A 19932-nucleotide genomic window follows, 5' to 3' on the forward strand; every position below is an offset into this window, starting at 1 on the left:
TTCGTCGCTGGGATTCTTGTGGGATGGAAGACAACGTTTGGATATGTCGACGACTACTGAGCGGTTCCCGGTCGACCGACTCTACGTCTGGTCGGGCCTCATGGCCGTCATTGGACTCTCGACTCTGTTGAGTAGCGCGGCGAGCATTCTCGCGGGCTCGGGGAGTATCGGCAACTGGATGATGGTCGTCGGTGGCGGAGCACTGGTGTTCGTCGTGGGCTGGGAAGTTCGCCACCGTAACCCGGCGGAGTTCTCGAAAAGCGCCTACTGGTTCGTCGTTCTCGCGTTTGCTGCTCTGCTCTCGCTCCTCGGCTCCCTCATGACGGTTCTTTCCTTTCTCTAAAGCGCGCGTTCGCCGGGTGGATTCTTGTGGGATGGTCGATAAACCCGAGGTATGGCGACTGTTGTCGAACGGTTGCCGGTTGAACCGCTCCACCTCTGGGCGGGGCTAACAGGAATAACCGGGCTCGCGGTCTTGGTGAGCAGCACGGTGAGCCTTCTCGCCGGGGTAGGCTACTTCTTCAACTGGCTCATGATCGTCGCCGGCCTGTCGATGGTACTCGGCATGGCATGGGTCATTCGTCACCCCGACTCAGCGGAGGTCTCGACGAGCAGCTACCAGCTCGCCTTTCTCGTTGTCTGTGCGGTAGTGGCGGTCGGGGCTACTCTCCTCCAGATCCTCACGTTGGCGTGAGCTCTCGCAAGCGTCCGCACGTCCGTTCTCGTCGCCACGTTCGCCGGGGGCGAAGAAATCCACGTGCCTAATTGGATGTCGAGCGCCGAGTAGAGCGCCTCTCGGAGTAGATGACCACCGCCGCGAACGTGAGCGCGCCGACGACCGTCGAGACGTCGACCGCTTCGGCGAGAGTATCGCCGAAGACCACACCAAAGAGCGCTGCCGTGAGTATCCACGTCACAAACGCTAGTGCTCCAAGCAGCCACGGGCTCTCGAACTCGGTCCACTCGTTGAGCGTGGTCATTTCTCTGTCTCGCTTAGAGGTGCGAGCCGATAGGGTTGTAATCTTTGTTCTCGGGTTCGAACTCCGCGAACGTCTCCGTGCTCGTCCCGGCGTCGAGTTCCGTGACGGTCGTATCCCGAAGCCGGAGGTAGTGATAGTTGATTCTGGCTTTCACGCGCCCGGACATCGAGGCCCGCCGGGACTCGCGCGGGTCGTGAAAGGCCACGCTATACCCCACGCAGATGCCGTCCCGGAGGTCCTCTCCCACCTCGTACTCCAGTTCGTCGAGTGAGCACTCGTAGTGCTCACCGTGAGCGGTGTCGATCTCGTGGTCGCCGAGTACGTCCGCGGGCTCGGTGGTGATCCGACTGTAGCTCCCGGCGTCCGTCCCGCTCACGCGGATATACTGTTCGTCGCTCCCCTCGAAGGCGATCCGGTGAGAGGTCGATGAGCGGCCCTCGTAACTCGTCGCCCGGAGATCGAGGTAGGTCTCGGCGTCGGCGAGCAGGGTTGTCATGCCCTCGATCACGTGCTCGGTCTCCTCCTCGATACTGATGGGGCCGACGTCCGCTCTCGGGGGCTCGTAGTCGTCGTGGTCGGGCTCGTGTACGGTCTTGGTGGTGAACAGAAAGTCGCCGTCGGGCGCGCGGAGGACGAACCCCTCGACGCCACAGGCGATCAGGGTGAGGTCGTCGGCGCTGTAGCGTCCGCCGCCGGTGGCGAAGCGGACGGCCATCTCGACGAGCCAACTGTTGATACCCAGCCCGTAGCCCGAACTGAGGGTGGTGATCATGCCGACGTAGGTGGGGAAGTCGTCCATCGCGGTGTAGGTCGCGGGGATCTCTAGCTCTCGGTCGGCGTGCTCGTCGAGGTAGTCCTCAACGCCTTCGACGATGAGGCCGCCCTGTTGATGGGCGAGGTAGCGCCCGTCGAGGCTAATATCGCCGTCGGGGAAGACGAGTGTGAGCGACCCCGTTCCGGTCGTGGGCTCGCCTTCCCACGCGAAGTCGCGCTCCGGGAGCGAGAGCTCGGCGAGCGGGTTAGTTTGTCGATAAAACCTACCTGGACTCGCTTTTCAACGAGTGCAGCGATGTATCCTACAGACGCTCTACCGAATCAGAAATCGCTCGGTAAGTTTAGTCCAATTTCCTCAGGATCGACCTGCCTTTGCTCCCACTTCTTATGATGGTCGCAGCAGATAGTTAGGAGATTGGCAAGCTGATTCCCATGCTCGTCGATCGTCATGCTATCCTGGTAATAGAACCATTCCCGAGGAACGAGATGATGAACGTGCAAGTCTACCCCGTGATGCATTCTCCGATGCTCATCTCGCGAACGGCCACAATCAACGCAAACGCCTCCATCTCGTTCAATAGCCTTCTCCCGTTGTTTGTACCACCCTCCTCCGATCGGTATGTAGTCTATACCTTCCTTTCGAGCGGTTTTCTTAGGCCCCTGTCCCTGGGAATGTGGAGAAAAACCGGCTTTCAACACTCCTTCTCTCCACGACCCGAACACGTTCCGCACTGTCGATTGACACGGAAAACTATTATCTGTTCGTGACCAGCGGTCCATCTCCCTTGCTGTTGGAGCCCCGTCTCGATCTATCTCTTTGTGAAGCCGCTGGATCTTAGCAAGGAGCTGTTCCTTCCGATGCTCATCTACTGTAATCCCTGGCTTATTCGGGTCTAAGCCACATTCTTTGATTGCGTTGTTCCATGACCCGAAGTGCGATTTGTATGTTGCCGGACTCGCTGTGTAGGGATATTGTTTCATCTGGTGACAGGTGGGTGTTTCATCTAGGTCTTCGGCTACTTCCTGCAACCGATTTAACAAGCCCTCATCAGTATAGTTTATAACTGTTTTATCAGCTTTTTGCCGTCGCTTGGCAGCTTCAAGTCTATCCCAGTCTATGTCTCCCATACCATACGGCAACTGACGCATGGTACTTGGTTCTTACCATTCTGCAACTGCCGAATGGTCAAAAATCCGGTAGTTATACCACTTCACGCCGGCCAGCGAGTTGCAGAGACGATGGTTGGTAAAGACCGGGATGAATCGAGCGGCGAATACGAGGACACATACTCAGAGCAAGCATTTCTCGATGCGATTTCTGAACTCAATGGTGGTGGAACCCGAGAAATCGCTGACCGGATTGGTTGCCACCGAGATACAGCACGCAGACGACTCAATACGCTTGCTGAAGAAGGAGTAGTTGAACGCCGAGATGTTGGTGATGCCGCTTTTTGGACCATTAGAAGTTCCAACAGTAGCTGAAATTCCGGATTATGTTATGAGAGCTACTACTAAGCGAAGGTAATTGTATGGAATATCGTGTTACGCTAGCTGAGGCTGACGGCAGCCACTGAACTGCGTGAGAGAGCACGAGGGCTCATCACACATCTGTGGGTTCCTAAAGCGGTATCTGGCACGCTGAACAATGATGGCGGACTAGGGGCCGACCTCTCTTTATTTATTTTGCAAGTCTGCATTAATATTGAGGAACGACGGGTTACTAAGTGCGACGCGAATATATGACCTGTAGATAGTTTTATTGATGTCTAGTTCGAAAGGGCAGCATGGCAGAAGATGCACCGGGTGCTAAGGCGTGGAAAGAGCATACCAGCGCATTCGACCGAGTACGGTCAGTCGTCGAAACCGCCTCTCAACCCCGCTCCGCTTCGGAGATCGCCAACGAAGCTCTGGTTGCGGAGAACACGGCGCGTACCCACCTCAATCGACTCACCGACATGCACGTCTTGGTAGAACTCGATCGCGACGGGACAACCCTCTATACTCCTGATCCACTGTATCAGCGAGCGCAGACCATACGGGAACTCCTCGACGAGTACGACCACGAGGGTCTCATCGAGCTCAAAGAGGATCTGCTGGAGCAAATCGAGGCCTGGGAAAGGAGCTTCCACGTGACGTCACCCGAAGGTCTTCGCGAACGGGCAGCACAAGCTGACCAAGTCGACCAGACCAAGGAGATCCGGACTGCTGCAAGCGACTGGGAACTCGTTGTCCATCGTCTATCGATCGTCGAGGATGCGATCAAGAATTATGCCACGTACAGTCGAGACACGAGGGCCCTAGCGTAGGCGATGGATGGGGTTGATTCATATGATTCGGCAGCAGCCTCTCATCGCGCCCTCCGAGGTATCAGACGCGAGCTTGAACGTCACCCGATGATTTTGACGGCGCAAGGATTTCCCTCTGACACTCATACTCGCGTCGTCGCAGAGTTGAATCCCCACCAACTCACCGAGAGTATTTCAGAAGCGACGCTCACGGTGCGATGGTTCGCTGGCGAAACGTCCGAGGCACCTCCCGAGTTCTCGTTCCACTATGCTGACGAAACAGGACAGGATTTCGGATGGCATCATGAACCGAACCCTCATGTCGAAGAGTGGGGACATTACCAAGAGCGCGAGATGGCGGGCTCTGAGTACTCCTACGAGTCACGGACGTTCTCATCGATGAACCCGAGTCGTGTCGTCTGGGAGGTGCTGGCGCTTCTCGATTCCAAGACGTGAATTCCACTGCATGGTGGACATTCCTACGGATTCTACGACCAATCCATTATGACTGAACAGCACCGAATCATATTGACTGAGGGCGACACCGGGTACTGGACTGCACGAGAGGAGCCAAGTGGTTTCACCACGTATGGTACGACTCTTGAAGCGGCGCTTAGTGCATTGGATCATGACAATGAACCAGAAGTTTATCCTGATGCTTCCTCGGTCGCGGTTGGCGGGAGATCGACACGGAGCGTGTAGACGCCACCGGGCTCGAAGGTCCTGATGTTGGCGTCGATGAACGTCTGGTTGGCCTCGCTCGTCGGGGACCACACCGGACCGGGCTTCTCGTAGCTCGCGAGAGTGAGCGTCACCGGGTCTGCACCCTCGGCGATCCGGAAGCTCACACGCGCAGTCCCGTTGCTCATTACGACTATATCGGAGCTCTCGACCGCGCTCGCGAGCGTATCGTTCGTGGTAAATTCACCATCCGAAGACCGTTTGAGGGTGTTCTCGGTGCTCCCGTGGGCGTAGCGGATCAGTTTGTCCGGGGTGTAGTAATTCGACGGCGGGTGACGAAGGTTCTCGATCGCTTCACCCTGCACGAAGTCGATCTGATAGTGGGTTGCGTTTGCTTCCGAGCTCTCCGATTCGGTAGCGGTAGAAGTCTCGGAGGTGGCCGTCTGGGCCGACGTGTTCAACTGTAGCGAGCGGAGCATCCGATTGCCGAGCGTAGTAGGATTCTCGTCCCCATCAGTCGCGACCTGGACGGTTGCGACGTGCTGCTCGACGTTCGTCACCTGGATACTACTCGCCTGCACCCGTTTGGCGTCGACCGTCCGCACGAGCGCGTTCTCTAATTCACCCTTCTGATAGGCTCCGTTGTACGAAATCTCGTACGTGAGCAATCCCTCGGTCTGATTGATCAGGTCGATGCTGCTCACGCTCATGGGGCCGGCGTCCCCACCGGCTCCTGTTCCAATACTCTGACTTGTGTCTCCCTGGGGATTAATCTGAAACCCAATGAGAGCCGCCGAAACGATGAGTACGGCCACTACGGCCCAAACTGCAACTCTCTTACGCATTAACAGATAGCCCTCTTACATTCGGCTTAAGCTTAATCAACACACGTCAGCGGAATATCAGTTATTCGCGAAGATACTCGAGAATCACATCGCCATGACACGGCTTCGGTTTGCACCAACAGGCGAGCGTCCGTCCGCGTAGGTCCTCGACGGCCTCGCGGAACGCTTCGTCCTGGTCGACCCGAGCGAGAAAGTCCTCGCGGTAGTTGGCGATCGACTCCTCGCGAGAATAGTCCGATACCGGATAGGGATTCCCGAGCCACCCCGGCTCGCCGATCTCGGTGTTCATCATGTGGCTCGTCCCGCCGTCTGCTCGCCCAATATCGACGTCGTAAGCGTCCGTGTTCCGCTGGTTCACGAGTCGGGTCTGAATCTCGCCGGTGAGCGTGGTCTGTTTCTCGGTCATATGTTATCTGTATTGTTAGTAGCGACTCAGATATTCGTGGGTCAGATTCTTGTCGGATGGAATACAAACGTCTCGTATGTCGACCGCGACAGAACGATTCCCGATTGATCGGTTCTACATCTGGATGGGCTTAATGGCCATTATTGGGCTCTCGATCATAGTAAGTAGCGTGGCGAGCATCCTCGCAGGTTCGGGAGGTTTCTGGAACTGGATGATGATCGTCGGCGGCGGAGCATTGCTGGTTATGGCGGGCTGGGAAGCCCGACAGCGCAACCCGACGGAGTTCTCAAAAAGTGATTACTGGTTTGTCTTCCTCGCGCTCGCCGCCCTGCTCTCGGTCGTCGGCTCCGCCCTAACGCTTCTCTCGTTCCTGTAGAACTCACGTTCGCACGCATCTTCTCGCCCTCAACTACGAAGGTATACTGCTGAAAGGCGCACTAACGTCCCAACAGTTCTCTCTAACAGTTGTTCAACGCTCGATCTTCCTGACGACTGTTGCTACAAACAGGGCTACGAAGAACGCGCCAAGAAAACTCTCTATTGCCGTCACCACCTGCACAAAGATATCCAACTCGCGCGTTGCTATTCCTGGGATGAACGACGTGAAGGACTGAACGCTCAAGAGCACGTTGTCCAAATCAAGATACAAGCTAGCGCCAGTGAGCGGTACCTCACCCCTAACCCAGAATTCAGAGGTTCTTCCTATGATCCAATTAAGTAGCAAAAAGAAGATACCGATCGTTGCGACAGACCAGCCGAACACCCGTAGAGAGCTCTCTCCATAAACAACCACGGTGACTGTAGTCTCGATTTTCTGAATCGACTTATCAGTAATTAGGAGGTTTGTAGAAATCATCACGGGTTGCTGACAACTCGATGAACGAGAGCGGCCTCTGCTTTGCGGAGGTGTTCGGCCGCTGTCCCAGGAGCACAGTTGAGACGGTCGGCGACGTCAGCGACCCCAGATTCACGGGGTGATTCGTAATACCCAATCTCGATCGCGACAGTTACCGCTTCAGATTGGCGGTCGCTGAGAGCATTTGCGGCATCCATTCGGCTGGCATCGTACTGACCGACACGCTGGACGTCGACATCAACGCTAGCTGGAGCTTCGTCGAGTGCCTGCTGGAGGGAAGAGGCTGTCCCGACGACAGTGAGTCCTATCCTGCGGTCGCTACGAAATTCGATCGGAGGCATCACGACGAGGCTTCCATGGGTGAATGCGTTGGTCAGACGTTGTGCTCCCGCGTCGAGGCGTTCGCGCACGTAGAGATAGAACGCATTCTCCTCAGCCGGTACTATCTCGTGGTCTAAAATCGTGCTCACGTCTTCGAGAGCGGACTCATACGGACCGGGTGGCCCCTCAGCGTAGAATATCATCGTGTTCGTCTCACCGACAGCAGGATTCCATTGCAGAAGTCGATATGAGCTGTATTCGTCGTGTTCGGCGACGAACTCGTGCATCGGATGGATGATCTCCTCACTCTGGTCGAGACACAACTGGAGATACTTCACACCAAGCCATCAGTCTCCTCATTTAAACAACCCTCACCAGAGAGGCAGAACGCGCTCGCCGGCAGCCTTCCAATGCCCAGCTATCGTTCGGCTATCAGAATCAACGATTCCACAATGAGCTCACAGACATCCAGTGAAACCCAAAACGGAGCTGTCGAAGAGTCGCTCGCTGCTCTCCTCTCATCCCATACAATCGCCCGCGATGACCATCGCAATGCGCCGGGATTCGTCGTCCGACCTGATGAAATCGAGGACGCGCTGCGCGTCTTGCGGGATGAGGCGGGCTTCGACCACTGCTCGAACGTCACAGCACAGGAATACGAAGACCGCTTCGAGAGCATCTATCACCTGAAAAAGTACAGCGACCCTACTGACGAAGTGAGCATTATCGTCCCGACCTCACGGGACGACCCGGTGAGCGAGAGTGCGGCATCGGTCTATCGGACGGCCGAGTGGCACGAACGCGAAGCCTACGACTTGGTGGGTATTCACTACGAGAACCATCCCGACCTTCGCCGTATTCTCCTCCCCGAGACGTGGCAGGGCCACCCGCTAGGACTCGATTACGACCAGGACGAGCCACAGGTGGTCACACTCGAATCCCACGCCAATCCATTAGAGGACGACCATCGCGAGGACGGCGCGGATACGATGTATCTGAACATCGGGCCGCATCATCCCGCAACCCACGGTGTGCTCCATATCGAGACCATCCTAAGCGGTGAGCAGGTAGTCGGTCTGGACCCCGACCCGGGCTATCTTCACCGCTGTGAGGAGCAGATGTGCCAAAATAGCACGTACCGCCACCAGATCATGCCATACCCTGACCGCTGGGACTACCTCGGCGGGCAGATACTCAACGAGTGGGCATACGCTCGCACTGCCGAGGACCTCGCCGGTCTCGAGGTCTCCGACTACGCACAGCTCATTCGGACGATGAGCGGTGAACTCTCGCGGATTCTCTCCCATCTGCTCGCGATCGGCACTTTTGCGCTCGACGTCTACGGCGAGTTCACTGCCACGTTCATGTACGCCCTGCGGGATAGGGAAGTCGTCCAGAGTATCTTCGAGGATCTGACGGGCCAGCGCCTGATGTTCAACTATCTCCGGTTGGGAGGGGTCGCATGGGACCTCCCTGAACCGCGCGCAGAGTTCTTCGAAAAGGTTCGAGAATTCCTCGATGACCTGCCGCATAAACTCGATGAGTATCACGACCTGCTCACCACGAACGAACTGTTTCAACTCCGGTGCGTCGATACGGGTGTTTTGGAAGTCGACGAGGCAAAGGAGTACGGCTGTACCGGGCCGGTAGCGCGCGCTTCGGGCGTGGATTACGACCTTCGGCGAGACGACCCCTACGGGTACTATCCCGAACTCGACTGGGAGGTGGTGACTGCTGCAGAGGGTGACAACTACGCGCGCGTGCTGTGCCGATTACAGGAGATCGAGCAATCAGCGCGTATCATCGACCAGTGTGTCGACCTACTCGAAGACTGGCCCGAGAACAACCGCGAAATCCAATCAAGTGTTCCACGAACGTTGCGACCGAACGAGGACGCCGAGATCTATCGTGCAGTGGAGGCCGCGAAAGGCGAACTCGGGATCTACATCCGAAGCGACGGGACCGACAAGCCAGCCCGGTTTCACATTCGGAGTCCGTGCTTTTCGAACCTTCATGCACTGGAGGAGATGGCTACAGGTGGGTACGTCCCGGACCTAATTGCGTCGTTAGCGAGCCTCGATATTGTTCTCGGTGAAGTCGATCGGTAGGAGAAGATTGAAGAGGGGTAGCTGTCACTCAATTTCAGGAATAAAGATATTCTCGATAGTACAGTCGAAGTGGCAAGCAAGTTCGAACGCGAGCTCCAACGATGGATTGTATCGCCCTCGTTCGATTGCGTTGATGGTCTGCCGACTCACTCCGACAGCCCCCGCCAGCTCGCCTTGGCTGAGGTTCATTGCGTCACGCCGCTGCGGAAGGTCACTGCTGCAAGACCCGATAAGAACGCACCCGCTACTGGACGAGCGATTTCTTGGAGTGCTTCTTCCATCTCCCGCTCGAGAATGTTCTGATACGAAAGAGATGCGCTGGATGGTTCATCACTCCCTGTTTCGGTACTCATTCAAACCAGCACATTTTCCCAACGATATTCCTCCCAACGGTAAGTCCGCTGGGCTTTCCAAGTGGAAATAGAAAAGAGCAGTATCGATTGCGAATTAGACTTTTACCAGTGGCACCTTAGAGATGACAGTCTCTATACTACCACACCTGGTGTAAATGCTGAGGCCGACCTTACGATTCTGGCTCAAGCAGAGTTGAGAATATCTTTCGTTGAACGGTACGGTTAAGTTGGGAAAATGCAGAGGGAGACACCCCCAATGTTTCTGCAACCTCCGAGCCGGTGCTCTCACGTGGCGTTTCGAAATACCCACTCAGATAGGCTGTCCTCACAACCTCTAACTGTCGGTCAGTAAGTTGATCAAAGATTTGTGGACGAGCCAAATCACGAATATCGTTCGAACGCTGCCGTCCGTACTGTGTAATAAGAGACAGGTCTTTGAACTCATTTGAGAGAATGTTGTTGATAGGTCGAGTGGCCGTTGGATGTGGGACTTCTATTTTGAGGCGCATTGCTTCTGGATTCACGGATATTTCACGGAGGATAGCTCCATGATCAATGAGCTTAGTCGCGATAAAGGGATTCGAGAATCGGAGTTGAACGCTTGAAGCACCTCCATCAGTCGATTCAGAAATCACACGGAAATCTTCAACACCGACGATCGATATGGCCGCTTCGCGAAGGTGGTCGAGAGAATCTTGCTCAACTTTAGCGATTGCTGATATCCCTTGGGAAGTCTGTTGGAGACCTTCATCAAAACAGATGGCACAGTCAGCTGTACGCGCAAGCTGGAGCAAAACAGATTCTTTATCAGTTGTTTTGTACTCCAACTCGGTGGCAGTATCACTAAGAAGTGCATCCCGTTGCTTTGCTGCAGTAATAGCCGCAGCGATCGTTTCGCTCAACTCGTTAAGTACTGATAGCGTGGTTTCATCAAATGCCTCCTGTTGGCTTGCATAGACGGTTACAACGCCGTAGAACGCTTCTTCATGGACCAAGGGAAGGCTAAGAGCAGAACGGAATCCATGAGCAAGTGCTTCCGATCTCCAGGTCTCTGAATGAATCTTACTCGCGATATTTGAGACTACTGTCGCCTGTCGTGTTTCAGCTGCCTGAGCAGTGGGTTCCTCATGTGGCACATCTTCGGAAAATGTAGAATTGAGATACTCCATTCCTCGGCCGGCCCACGCTTGAGGAATGACCTGACCGGTACTTTCGCCTGGGAAGCCGATCCACGCGAAATTAAACCGATCGGATGCTGTGAGACGCTCGCAAACAGCGTACTCAATTCCCTCCTGTGTTCTGGCTGTGACGAGTTCTTGGTCGATTTCTCTAATAATATCGTTTATCCGGTTGAGCTTTGAGAGTCGACGATTCCGCTGTTGCAACTCGCGGTCTCGTTTATGGAGTTTCTCATCTCGTTGTACGCGATCAAATGCTGCCTCAGCAGTTGCACCAAGAAGATCTGTTATTTCTCGAACAACATCGTTTAGCGAATCCGGTGTGGTTGAACTTGCAAATAGCACACCTTCATCTCCTATTGGCACTGCGAGCGAGCTCCTGAGATCACTAGGTTGAATGACTGGGCTCTCTATTCCTTCATCGGTAATCATCAATCTGCCCTCAAGGAAAGCTTGGCTGACAACGTTTTCTTCAGAGAGTTCTATCCTGGTGTCGGATTTCTGGGGTGTCTTCAGTGAGTCAGAACTGGCTGACGAGTGGAGAACATTTGTTCGCTCATCTAATGAATAGTACTCGATGTACTCTAGAGGGAGTGCTCGTCTTGCATGCTGAACAAGACTCTGAGCAATCTCTTCGCGAGATTCCGTATAAAGAAGCTCTCGAGCTAGATCATGAAGGGTTGAGAGTGCTTCTTCGCGCTGCTTTCGCGTAGTAATATCACGGCAACTGATGAGTGTTGTCCCACCGTTGATTGAAACCCGTTTTATGTTTATGAGTAGTGTGTGCTCGTCGGCGTACTTGTCTGTCACTTCTCGCTCTTTGTTAGTTATAATCCCTTTTTTATCGAGGTCATCAGTGTCAAATAGACCGTCTCCCAGTAATTCGGAGATAGTTCCAATTTCTTCGATCTCTTCAGCAGTGTAACCAAAAATAAACCGTACGTTAGGGCAGATGTACGTGAACTCACCATCATCGTCAGCAATAAGAATAGTTTCATTCATATTGTTGAGTATAACTCGGTGTAACTGCTCGGAATGCCGAAGATCACGCTCTAACTCAACACGCTCGGAAATGTTCTTCATTGTCACCAGAACCGATCTAGCTTCTTTCTCTCCTTCAGGAGCTGCTCGTATCGAGAGATCTACGACTGAATCGCCATTAGGAGTATCGTATGTAGTTTCCAATGTTTGTGGCATTCCTAAGACAGCAGCCTCAAACGAATTTCGAATATTACGAATATCTCGCTGTTGTGTCCAAAGTGGGAGATCCCAGAGGCGCTTGTTCTTTGGCGACTTAGAGGTAGCGTCCGTCAATTCGAGAGCAGTATCGTTCATTCGATGAATAAACCCATCCGAATCAAGCAATATCGTCGCAGTAAGAGGGTCACTAAACTGTATTTCGAACTGTTCGGCTTGTTGGATTTTGTCTTCCTCTCTCTTCGCGTTGGTCAGTACTTGCTCTACACGCTCTTGTAATTGCAAGTCTGGAATATCACCAGAGGGAACGATGTAGTCAGTTGTTCCAGCAGCGATTGCATTGCTAGCAAGGCTTTCACTACCATTTCTCGGATAAAGAATTACTGGAAGCTGAGCATGCGTCGAACGGACGGCACGAAGCAACGATATTCCGTCCCCGTCCGGGATCGTGTAGGCGCTGACGATACAACTAATGTCACATGATTCATTTCTCAGACGACCGAGGCCTTCCTCGACCGTTTGAGCGCAGTGTAAGGTCTCAGCAGTTCCTTCAAGTGATGTTGCAACACTACTCAACCAACTTTCAGTACCAACCAAAAGTACCGAGGGAGGGGTATAGGAATTGATGAGCACGAGTGTAAGTTGGCTTACTACCTAATAAGGCCTTACAGGCTGAAGTGTGTGTCGCGGACTCAATATGTATCTTTGAAGCACCACAGCCTTCGTGGTTTGGCAAGTATTGCGTTTATGGTCACTGTGCCAAAAGACCAGAGCTCCGAAGAAGAGCAAGAGACCCGTTCAGAAGTAACGCGTGTGTGGAACGTAGGTTACGACCCGGAGGGAACGTCCGAATATGAATGCCTCCGGTGTGGAGAGCTTGTCCTCGGAGAATCTCATCCAGGCGATTGCCCACAGTGTCACTCAATGCTTCGAAATCGCTCCATGTCCTTCGAATAAGAGGAGGAGACCCCATGTCATCAGAAACTCCCCAATCGGCAATAAAATCGACCGTCTCGCCACCCGAACAGAGTAATGAATCGGCCATTGAAACCGCTCGTCAGCAGTTAGAGCAGGCGGCTGCACATATCGACCTTAACCAAGGGATCGCTGAGCGACTAAAGCACCCTCGCCACGTCCACCGGGTGTCTCTTCCACTCGAACGTGATAATGGAGAACTCGAAGTACTGACCGGATATCGTGTCCAGCATGACAGTGTGCGCGGTCCGTACAAAGGGGGCCTCCGCTATCATCCTGAAGTTAGTGAGGCAGAATGTACTGGCCTAGCGATGTGGATGACGTGGAAGACTGCGGTTATGGATCTTCCATTCGGCGGCGCGAAGGGCGGTGTCGTTGTCAATCCAAAGTCCCTGAGCGAAGGAGAAAAAGAGCGGCTCACTCGTCGATTAGCGCAGGAGCTCCGGGAGAGCATCGGTCCCTTGCAAGACATTCCAGCACCAGATATGGGAACTGATGCTCAGACGATGGGCTGGCTCATGGATGCGTATAGTATGCAACAGGGGGAAACCTCACCTGGTGTCGTCACCGGCAAGCCACCAGTTATCGGCGGAAGCTATGGACGCGAGGAAGCACCTGGTCGGAGTGTTGCAATTATCACGCGAGAGGTTTGTGATTACTACAATCATCCTTTAGAAGGAGCGACAGTCGCTGTGCAGGGGTTTGGAAGTGTGGGTGCAAACGCTGCTCGATTACTCGATAGTTGGGGAGCGACCGTCATCGCGGTAAGCGACGTCAATGGTGTTGCATATGACGGTGATGGGATCGACGTTCAAAGAATCCCTTCGCATGATGAAGAGCCGGAATCAGTCACAAAATATGCGAACGAGGTTCTATCTGCAGCGAAATTATTCGAAATCGATGTAGATGTTCTCATTCCCGCTGCAGTTGGGAACGTCATCACTCAAGATAACGCGGATACGCTCCAAGCAGACATTATCGTAGAAGGGGCAAACGGCCCCACAACCTCCATAGGAGACGAAATTCTTAGAGAGCGCAATATCCCTGTCATCCCAGACATTCTCGCAAATGCTGGGGGTGTGACTGTCAGCTACTTCGAATGGCTACAGGATATCAATCGTCGACCATGGTCGCTTGAGGAGGTCAATAACGAACTAGAAAAGGAGATGTTGACCGCATGGAACGAAGTCAGAACGGAAGTTGAAAAGAGGAATGTATCGTGGCGTGATGCTGCATACATCGTTGCTCTTTCTCGTCTGGCAGAAGCCCACGAAGCCCGTGGTCTCTGGCCGTAATATGCGATCGGTGCTCGCGAGATTCGCTTCTTCGGCTTTTGGCTAAGCAACTTCTGTCTCAGAAGCCGAGATCAAGCATCCGATTGCCGGCAAGTAACAGGCAAATCACCAGGAGAAACACGAGAAATGTCCCAAAAGCGACTCCCCAACCAGCAGCATCCGCGATCGTTCCTATGACGACGCTCCCAGTTGCACTCATCATCATATAGGTCGTCCGCACGAGACCGAATCCAGCACCTCGCTCGGCACTCGAAAGGTTATCTACAAAACGCGGGAGGAGTGCTGCACCCCATCCCATCGAGACGCCAACGAGAATGATTCCAACGAGCAGAACTAGTAACTTCGATCCAATAAGGAGCAGTCCGAATCCCCCGATCCCGAGAACTGCACACAGCCCCCCAATCTCTTCACGACCGTATCGATCCGATAGCGATCCAATTCCGGGTTGTGTGAGTCCCTGTATTACGAAGTATGTCGAAAACAGCGTACTAGCGAACGTTACCGAGTACCCATGATACGCGATCAGAAACGTCGGAAGAAACGATGCTGTCGCCTGCCAAATAAACTCGAATAAAAACGCCAGCAGAGCAGTGAACGCAATTTTTCGCCGGGAGAGCAACTCGATGACCGGTTTGAGCGCGAACCGATCACCCATTGGCTGTGTGGGCCGTGCGGGTTCTGTTGGGCGTACTTTCCACTGAAAGAGAATGAATACTGGTAAGGCGGCCACAGCTCCGAGGGCGATTGCAGCCCGCCAGCCAAGCCACTGACTCACAGCTGCCGCTGCGATTGGAGCTATCAACCCAGCGAGTGGTGCACCGGAATTGTGGAGACCGATCGCAGTGCCGATGTTGTTCAGTTTCCGGGTAAGGAGTGTCGTTGCAACGCTATAGTGCAGCCCTGCAACACCGCCTAAAAGGAGTGTAAGGGCGATGAAAATAGGCATCGATGGCGAGAGTGCAAGCAGGCCACTGACGACTGTTGTGAGTCCAACTGCGGCGAGGATGATACGTCGCTCGCCGTATCGGTCAGCGAGAACACCGCTCGGAAACTGCACAAACGCGTACGCCATCCAGAGACCAGTCAGAGCCAGTCCAAGGATACCGCTTGAGGAATCGAATGTATCGACGATTTCCGGCACTACTGGACTGATGACCAATCGAGCGACCATTGTCGCGAAAAACGCCAGCGTACAGAGTACAACGAGAGTAACTCGATAGTCCCATACTCGCTTCACTATCTGCGTTATCCCCTTGAGATGGGAAAACGTGCTGACTTACCGCAGCATTTATCAAAATTTTTATGCTCATATGCTTTAGTCGAGTGCATTAGATTTCTTGATTGATGTGATTGGTATTGTATTAGTTATTACTTCGGTATCCAAACGTCAATTCATCCTGAGTGCAGTGTCTCTGAACACTTGTTCCGCAAATTCAGAAATCCCATATTTCCTGCCAGCAGCCATTAGGCCACTAACAGGGTGGTACTACACCTCTTCCTAATCACTGATTGGGTCCGTGCAACTACTGGTGAGTCACCGATATGGGCTTGAACAGTTCTATCGCGAAATCATATCCTCCTAAACGCTGTGTGTGCCTTCGTTTACTGTGAGATTATCACAAGACCCGAGATAAGTCTGCAACTCCCAGAACACATTCTGATGTATCCCCCAGTCTTAGAAGTGGAGACTAATGCTCTCAATGCACAGAATAGCTGGTGACTTCTCTCCGAATACAGATTCTGTCGATTCTCAAATTCTGTCACCCCTGTCAGTAATCACTAGTTTACTAATGGAGGGAATGAGAAATGGGCAAACGAGTGATCGCGTGTGAGACTTAGTTAGTAAACGTACTGATTTGGCTTTGTCGCTGCCGCTGCATACCGAATAATGTCTGAATCCTTATTGGACTGTGAGTCCTCCATCAATAGTCAGCGGATGTCCCATCACGAACGAGGAGTCATCCGAACAGAGCCAAACGACCGCTTGGGCAATTTCCTCAGGGGTACCTAACCGACCAGCAGGTACACCCGCTGTTATTTGTTCCATCATTTCGGGGTCAGCCTCGCCAGCCCGCTGTACCATCGGGGTATCAATAACGCCCGGACAGACAGCATTGATTCGGATATTTTCATCCGCGTAGTCTAATGTAGCCTTTCGCGTTAATCCAATAACGCCGTGCTTGCTGGCGACGTAGGGTGATCCGCCGCTACCGGTCAGCCCGGAAATGGAAGCGGTGTTGACAATGCTTCCCTTCCCTTGCTTGAGCATCTCCGGTATCTCGCGCTTCATACATCGCCAGACGCCTTTCAGGTTGACACCAATTACCTGATCCCAGTTCTCCTCAGAGTGTTCAGCCAGCAGAACGCTATCGCCTTCGACCCCAGCATTGTTGTGAGCAAAATCGAGTCGCCCATATTGGTCAATGGCTTCTTGCACCATCTGGTCGACATCTTCCTGCTCAGTAACATCTGTTCGAATGAATGTTGCCTTTCCCTCTTTTTCTTGAATCATCTCAACGGTTTCATTTCCACCGTCTTCGAAGATGTCGGCGACGACCACGCTAGCCCCCTCTTCAGCAAAGCGCAGTGCTGATTGCCGTCCGATTCCCGACCCCGCTCCGGTCACGACCGCTACTCCCTCCTTTACTCCTTTCATGGATTTTGGTTCCTATCCCATATGTATGAGACAACATAACAATTGGCGTGAACCGTATAGAAGGTTTCGTCTATCATAGACGTCCTGAGTAGCCGTTCTCAACAATGTGGTAGAGCGTTCTTAGGGAATCGAAAAGTAAGGTATCAGAGCACCCTCTGGACATCGATATAAGGGGTTAGCGACCGTGTACTTCGCGTTCCCTGTGAGGGGGCTATGTTAGCAATTCTTCCTCGTTGCCTTGATATCGAACACTTTGTAGCAAGTGACGTGTAATCCACTAATATCGTTCTCACTATGGAATGATAGCACTCCATTAGGACAAAACTGTCCTACTTAATCGGAGATAGCACTCGCCGATAGAGTTCTACAACTCTTTGAGTAGCACACGGAGGGCAATGGCGACCGTTTCAAAACTGGCGAGATCAAGTCCATCAGTCGTAAGAATGATGCCCTGGTCGCCAACGATGACGCGGCTGATGAATCCCTCGGAGAACACGCGAATAGTGAATTCGTACGTGCCGATATCAGGTTCGCTGTCCGGGTCCGTTTCAAGCCCTCTATACGTCTCCTTGGAATCAAACCCGAGACGTTCGTTATCGACAAATGATCGTTTCGCCTTGCGTGCCTGCTCTCTATCGTTCTCGTAGAGGTCGCTCCGGAGATAGAGCATCTCGAAGTCAGTAGGCGTGAAATGGATTACACTTCGGAGTGAATCACCGATACCAGTTCGACAAATGCTAACAACACCCTCCACAAATTCATTTGACAACTCCTCTTTCATGTCAATGAAATGGTTGGCTCTGATAATAACTCTATCGCCAGGACGCGAAATACGTATCCAGAACTTACCCAACCGAACAAGGTAGAGATATTCAAATTTATCTGTTAGATCAATCGTCGAATGAAAGATGTGATCCCCTCAAAACAGGAAATCGACAACCCAATTTACAGCATTCAAAACGACGAGAATGCCGCCCTCTACTCGGGAGAGTTCGTTCCGAGTTCTGAACAAGAAACTCACAATGAGGACGATCCCAAGTAACCACCACATACTTTCAATCGCAGTAGATGCAACGGAAAGTGGTCGAATAACAGAAGCCAACCCTAGCACACCTAAGAAATTGAAGACACAACTACCAACAAGATTTCCTGCCGACATCCCGGCTCTCCCGTGTCGAATTGCAACGACTGAGGTAGCGAACTCCGGCATTGACGTGCCAGCAGCAACGATCGTTACACCGATTACCCATTCGGAAACCCCGACATCCCGCGCAAGGTTTACTGCCGCGAGAACGAGCAAGTGGGCTCCAAGAACTACGACTGCGATCCCGACGATCAGTCGAATAACATCGAACCAATTGAATGAAGTCGTAGGTGTTTCCTCGACTGCGATATATTCGCTGTCGCTTCGAACTAATACGACAATATATCCGCCCAAAAATGCGAGCAACACGCTCCCTTCGAGACGAGAGACCTGTAGGTCCCACAATAGTACAAAAACCAACACAGTTGCTCCGAAGAGCACGGTATTATCACGTCGCAGAAGATCCCTCGAAATCGGAAGTGCGCGCATGAGGGCTGCTCCACCAAGAACGAAACCGAGATTGAGAATGTTGGAGCCGACGACGTTGCCGACGGAAATATCTGCCTTCCCGACGAGCGCGGCGTCGAGCGTCACGGCAAATTCGGGGGCGGACGTTCCGAAAGCGACGATCGTGAGCCCCACGATGAGTTCTGAGACACGGAATCGCCGAGCGATCCGACTTGCTCCGTTGACGAACTGTGATGCACCGACCCATAGTCCGAAGGCACCGATGGCGAGAAGTATGAGATCGACAATCGTTTCCGGGACGGTCATGAGCGTCGACAAGACGAGCCACATCCCCAGGAGAGTCGGACGTGCTTCCGGACTACGGGCAGTGACAGCGCTGTGCTAGTCCGTCGCGAAAGGGGCGAAGGTAGTACGTGTTTTGGCTTCCGGACCGGATACTCGAATCGATGGGTTCGGCTCATTATTCACCACGGAGATTCTGCGAGACGAACTCGGAGAACAGTTGGGTTACGTCGCTGCGGACCAACTCTTCACTGACGACAGCGAGACCGATAGCACCGATTTCTACGGCGATGCGCGTGAGGTCATCACTGTCGTTGGCGAAAATGGTAACGACCACGTTTCGCTCGCCGGTTGCGAGCTCGCGCACACCGATGACGCCGGAAACATCCAGCGCTTGATCGCTCAACATAGCGCGGTCGGTGATCGGTGCGGTACAGACGATTCGGACGTGTAGCTGGTAGCCCACCTGTTCGTAATCGACTGCGGCGCGGTACGCCATGATGATGTCTTGGCGTTCTAGCCGTTGGATACACTTTCGAACCGTACTCGGCGATGGCGACGACGACACCCGTTCGGCGATGTCACTTGAGGAGGTTCCTCGTGCATCGTGTTGTAGCTCGTGGAGGATTTGACGGTCCAATTCATCTATTCCCTGCAGAGTCATGTGATCTCCTCAGCGATGGTTCGTGGACCGATGACGGTATAAGTATCCGACCGGCATCGTTCACTCATTCCGAGCCCCGATCCCCCGTCGGTCACGGTCCTTCTTCCTCGGGAAACAACGCGTTGAGACAGTCGTCGGTGAACGTCGGCAACGTGATCATGTTTCCAGCCTTGATCTTGATGATCACGCCCGTAATGTCGGAGAGATACAGGTGAACGGCGGTCGCCCGCTCGTGTTCGATGACGAGCGTCCGCGCCGGCCCGAGGTGTGCGTACACTTCCTCGACGTACGGTCGGCGGAACAGGGCGATCGAGCGGTGGACGACGACGTCGAACTCGTGGCCCGACAGTTCGGTCTTGAGGTCCGGGCGGATGTACCGCATCGCGTAGTCGTAGCTCGTCGCATTGAACGAGGCCACCCACCGGAGGTCGTCGTCGAATCGGCCTTCGAGGTAGTTGGTGAGGCTGTCGTAGTCCGGGTTCGTGTTGCTGTTGTTCGTGGTTGTCATGGTGTTGTTACCTTGG

At 53.5% G+C, this 19932-nt stretch carries 24 protein-coding genes and 1 pseudogene; 8 read left to right on the forward strand and 17 right to left on the reverse strand.

Annotated elements, in window-relative coordinates; genetic code table 11:
* Positions 1-43: 43 nt before the first annotated feature.
* Together C447_RS00460 and C447_RS00465 are read left to right on the forward strand one after the other, a co-directional pair.
* A complete protein-coding gene (locus C447_RS00460; protein ID WP_007689740.1) occupies positions 44-343 on the forward strand; it encodes a hypothetical protein in 300 nt (99 codons plus the stop codon).
* Between the two features lie 51 nt (positions 344-394).
* Positions 395-694 carry a hypothetical protein gene (locus C447_RS00465; RefSeq protein WP_007689741.1) on the forward strand — a complete coding sequence of 100 codons (300 nt, stop codon included), beginning with the start codon at positions 395-397 and terminating at the stop codon, positions 692-694.
* Positions 695-761: 67 nt separating this feature from the next.
* On the opposite strand, the gene C447_RS00470 is transcribed toward C447_RS00465, so the two are convergent.
* From C447_RS00470 to C447_RS18470, 3 genes are all read right to left on the reverse strand, one after another.
* A complete protein-coding gene (locus C447_RS00470; protein WP_007689742.1) occupies positions 762-980 on the reverse strand; it encodes a hypothetical protein in 219 nt (72 codons plus the stop codon).
* Positions 981-993: 13 nt separating this feature from the next.
* Positions 994-1779 carry a hypothetical protein gene (locus C447_RS00475; RefSeq protein ID WP_007689743.1) on the reverse strand — a complete coding sequence of 262 codons (786 nt, stop codon included), beginning with the start codon at positions 1777-1779 and terminating at the stop codon, positions 994-996.
* 296 nt (positions 1780-2075) lie between these two features.
* Positions 2076-2882 (reverse strand): HNH endonuclease, encoded by an 807-nt coding sequence (locus tag C447_RS18470; protein WP_237713451.1) that lies wholly within the window; start codon positions 2880-2882, stop codon positions 2076-2078.
* A 111-nt stretch (positions 2883-2993) separates the two neighbouring features.
* On the opposite strand from C447_RS18470, the gene C447_RS16990 reads away from it, so the two are divergent.
* Both C447_RS16990 and C447_RS00485 read left to right on the forward strand, forming a co-directional pair.
* Entirely contained in the window at positions 2994-3236 is a 243-nt protein-coding gene (locus tag C447_RS16990) for a helix-turn-helix domain-containing protein (protein ID WP_010612647.1), read from the forward strand.
* A gap of 302 nt (positions 3237-3538) precedes the next feature.
* On the forward strand, positions 3539-4060 hold the full coding sequence (locus C447_RS00485) for a DUF7342 family protein (protein ID WP_007689746.1): 522 nt from the start codon (positions 3539-3541) through the stop codon (positions 4058-4060).
* Between the two features lie 626 nt (positions 4061-4686).
* On the opposite strand, the gene C447_RS00495 is transcribed toward C447_RS00485, so the two are convergent.
* Positions 4687-5565 (reverse strand): hypothetical protein, encoded by an 879-nt coding sequence (locus tag C447_RS00495; protein WP_239639154.1) that lies wholly within the window; start codon positions 5563-5565, stop codon positions 4687-4689.
* 61 nt (positions 5566-5626) lie between these two features.
* The gene (locus tag C447_RS00500) at positions 5627-5971 is read right to left on the reverse strand and encodes a DUF4326 domain-containing protein (protein WP_007689753.1); all 345 of its coding nucleotides are present in this window, start codon (positions 5969-5971) and stop codon (positions 5627-5629) included.
* A gap of 76 nt (positions 5972-6047) precedes the next feature.
* On the opposite strand from C447_RS00500, the gene C447_RS00505 reads away from it, so the two are divergent.
* Positions 6048-6347 (forward strand): hypothetical protein, encoded by a 300-nt coding sequence (locus C447_RS00505; RefSeq protein ID WP_007689754.1) that lies wholly within the window; start codon positions 6048-6050, stop codon positions 6345-6347.
* A gap of 93 nt (positions 6348-6440) precedes the next feature.
* Here the strand turns inward: C447_RS00505 and C447_RS00510 are convergent, their stop codons facing one another.
* Together C447_RS00510 and C447_RS16995 are read right to left on the reverse strand one after the other, a co-directional pair.
* Positions 6441-6827, reverse strand: coding sequence for a hypothetical protein (locus C447_RS00510; protein ID WP_007689755.1), 387 nt, complete (start codon positions 6825-6827; stop codon positions 6441-6443).
* The gene (locus C447_RS16995; protein WP_007689756.1) at positions 6827-7486 is read right to left on the reverse strand and encodes a helix-turn-helix domain-containing protein; all 660 of its coding nucleotides are present in this window, start codon (positions 7484-7486) and stop codon (positions 6827-6829) included. Before C447_RS16995 ends, C447_RS00510 begins: the two co-directional genes overlap by 1 nt.
* Positions 7487-7600: 114 nt before the next feature.
* On the opposite strand from C447_RS16995, the gene C447_RS00520 reads away from it, so the two are divergent.
* Positions 7601-9256, forward strand: coding sequence for an NADH-quinone oxidoreductase subunit D (locus C447_RS00520; protein WP_007689757.1), 1656 nt, complete (start codon positions 7601-7603; stop codon positions 9254-9256).
* A gap of 24 nt (positions 9257-9280) precedes the next feature.
* Here the strand turns inward: C447_RS00520 and C447_RS00525 are convergent, their stop codons facing one another.
* The 3 genes from C447_RS00525 to C447_RS17000 form a co-directional block, all read right to left on the reverse strand.
* Positions 9281-9445 carry a helix-turn-helix transcriptional regulator gene (locus C447_RS00525; protein ID WP_007689759.1) on the reverse strand — a complete coding sequence of 55 codons (165 nt, stop codon included), beginning with the start codon at positions 9443-9445 and terminating at the stop codon, positions 9281-9283.
* Positions 9442-9609, reverse strand: a complete 168-nt coding sequence (locus C447_RS17530) for a hypothetical protein (protein WP_239639155.1) — start codon at positions 9607-9609, stop codon at positions 9442-9444. Before C447_RS17530 ends, C447_RS00525 begins: the two co-directional genes overlap by 4 nt.
* A gap of 170 nt (positions 9610-9779) precedes the next feature.
* Positions 9780-12617 carry a GAF domain-containing protein gene (locus C447_RS17000; RefSeq protein ID WP_007689761.1) on the reverse strand — a complete coding sequence of 946 codons (2838 nt, stop codon included), beginning with the start codon at positions 12615-12617 and terminating at the stop codon, positions 9780-9782.
* Between the two features lie 114 nt (positions 12618-12731).
* Between C447_RS17000 and C447_RS17535 the strand changes: the two genes are divergently transcribed.
* Positions 12732-12941 carry a rubrerythrin-like domain-containing protein gene (locus tag C447_RS17535; RefSeq protein ID WP_152416117.1) on the forward strand — a complete coding sequence of 70 codons (210 nt, stop codon included), beginning with the start codon at positions 12732-12734 and terminating at the stop codon, positions 12939-12941.
* 14 nt (positions 12942-12955) lie between these two features.
* The gene (gene gdhB, locus C447_RS00530; protein WP_007689763.1) at positions 12956-14254 is read left to right on the forward strand and encodes a glutamate dehydrogenase GdhB; all 1299 of its coding nucleotides are present in this window, start codon (positions 12956-12958) and stop codon (positions 14252-14254) included.
* A gap of 58 nt (positions 14255-14312) precedes the next feature.
* Here gdhB and C447_RS00535 read toward each other — a convergent pair whose 3' ends face one another.
* The 7 genes and pseudogenes from C447_RS00535 to C447_RS00560 all read right to left on the reverse strand — a co-directional run bounded on the left by C447_RS00535 (position 14313) and on the right by C447_RS00560 (position 19916).
* A complete protein-coding gene (locus C447_RS00535) occupies positions 14313-15491 on the reverse strand; it encodes an MFS transporter (protein ID WP_239639156.1) in 1179 nt (392 codons plus the stop codon).
* A gap of 663 nt (positions 15492-16154) precedes the next feature.
* Positions 16155-16910 carry an SDR family oxidoreductase gene (locus C447_RS17005; RefSeq protein ID WP_007689767.1) on the reverse strand — a complete coding sequence of 252 codons (756 nt, stop codon included), beginning with the start codon at positions 16908-16910 and terminating at the stop codon, positions 16155-16157.
* Positions 16911-17274: 364 nt separating this feature from the next.
* The gene (locus C447_RS00545; RefSeq protein ID WP_049904279.1) at positions 17275-17691 is read right to left on the reverse strand and encodes a DUF7522 family protein; all 417 of its coding nucleotides are present in this window, start codon (positions 17689-17691) and stop codon (positions 17275-17277) included.
* A gap of 138 nt (positions 17692-17829) precedes the next feature.
* Positions 17830-18768: a calcium/sodium antiporter gene (locus C447_RS00550; RefSeq protein ID WP_152416114.1), complete on the reverse strand. Its 939-nt coding sequence runs from the start codon at positions 18766-18768 to the stop codon at positions 17830-17832.
* A gap of 154 nt (positions 18769-18922) precedes the next feature.
* On the reverse strand, positions 18923-19243 hold the full coding sequence (locus C447_RS00555; RefSeq protein WP_007689773.1) for a hypothetical protein: 321 nt from the start codon (positions 19241-19243) through the stop codon (positions 18923-18925).
* A gap of 12 nt (positions 19244-19255) precedes the next feature.
* Positions 19256-19408, reverse strand: a pseudogene (locus C447_RS18860) (AsnC family transcriptional regulator); the annotation flags it as partial.
* A 91-nt stretch (positions 19409-19499) separates the two neighbouring features.
* Positions 19500-19916, reverse strand: coding sequence for a hypothetical protein (locus tag C447_RS00560; protein ID WP_007689787.1), 417 nt, complete (start codon positions 19914-19916; stop codon positions 19500-19502).
* Between the last annotated feature and the right edge of the window lie 16 nt (positions 19917-19932).

This window comes from Halococcus hamelinensis 100A6 (assembly GCF_000336675.1).
GTDB lineage: Archaea > Halobacteriota > Halobacteria > Halobacteriales > Halococcaceae > Halococcus > Halococcus hamelinensis.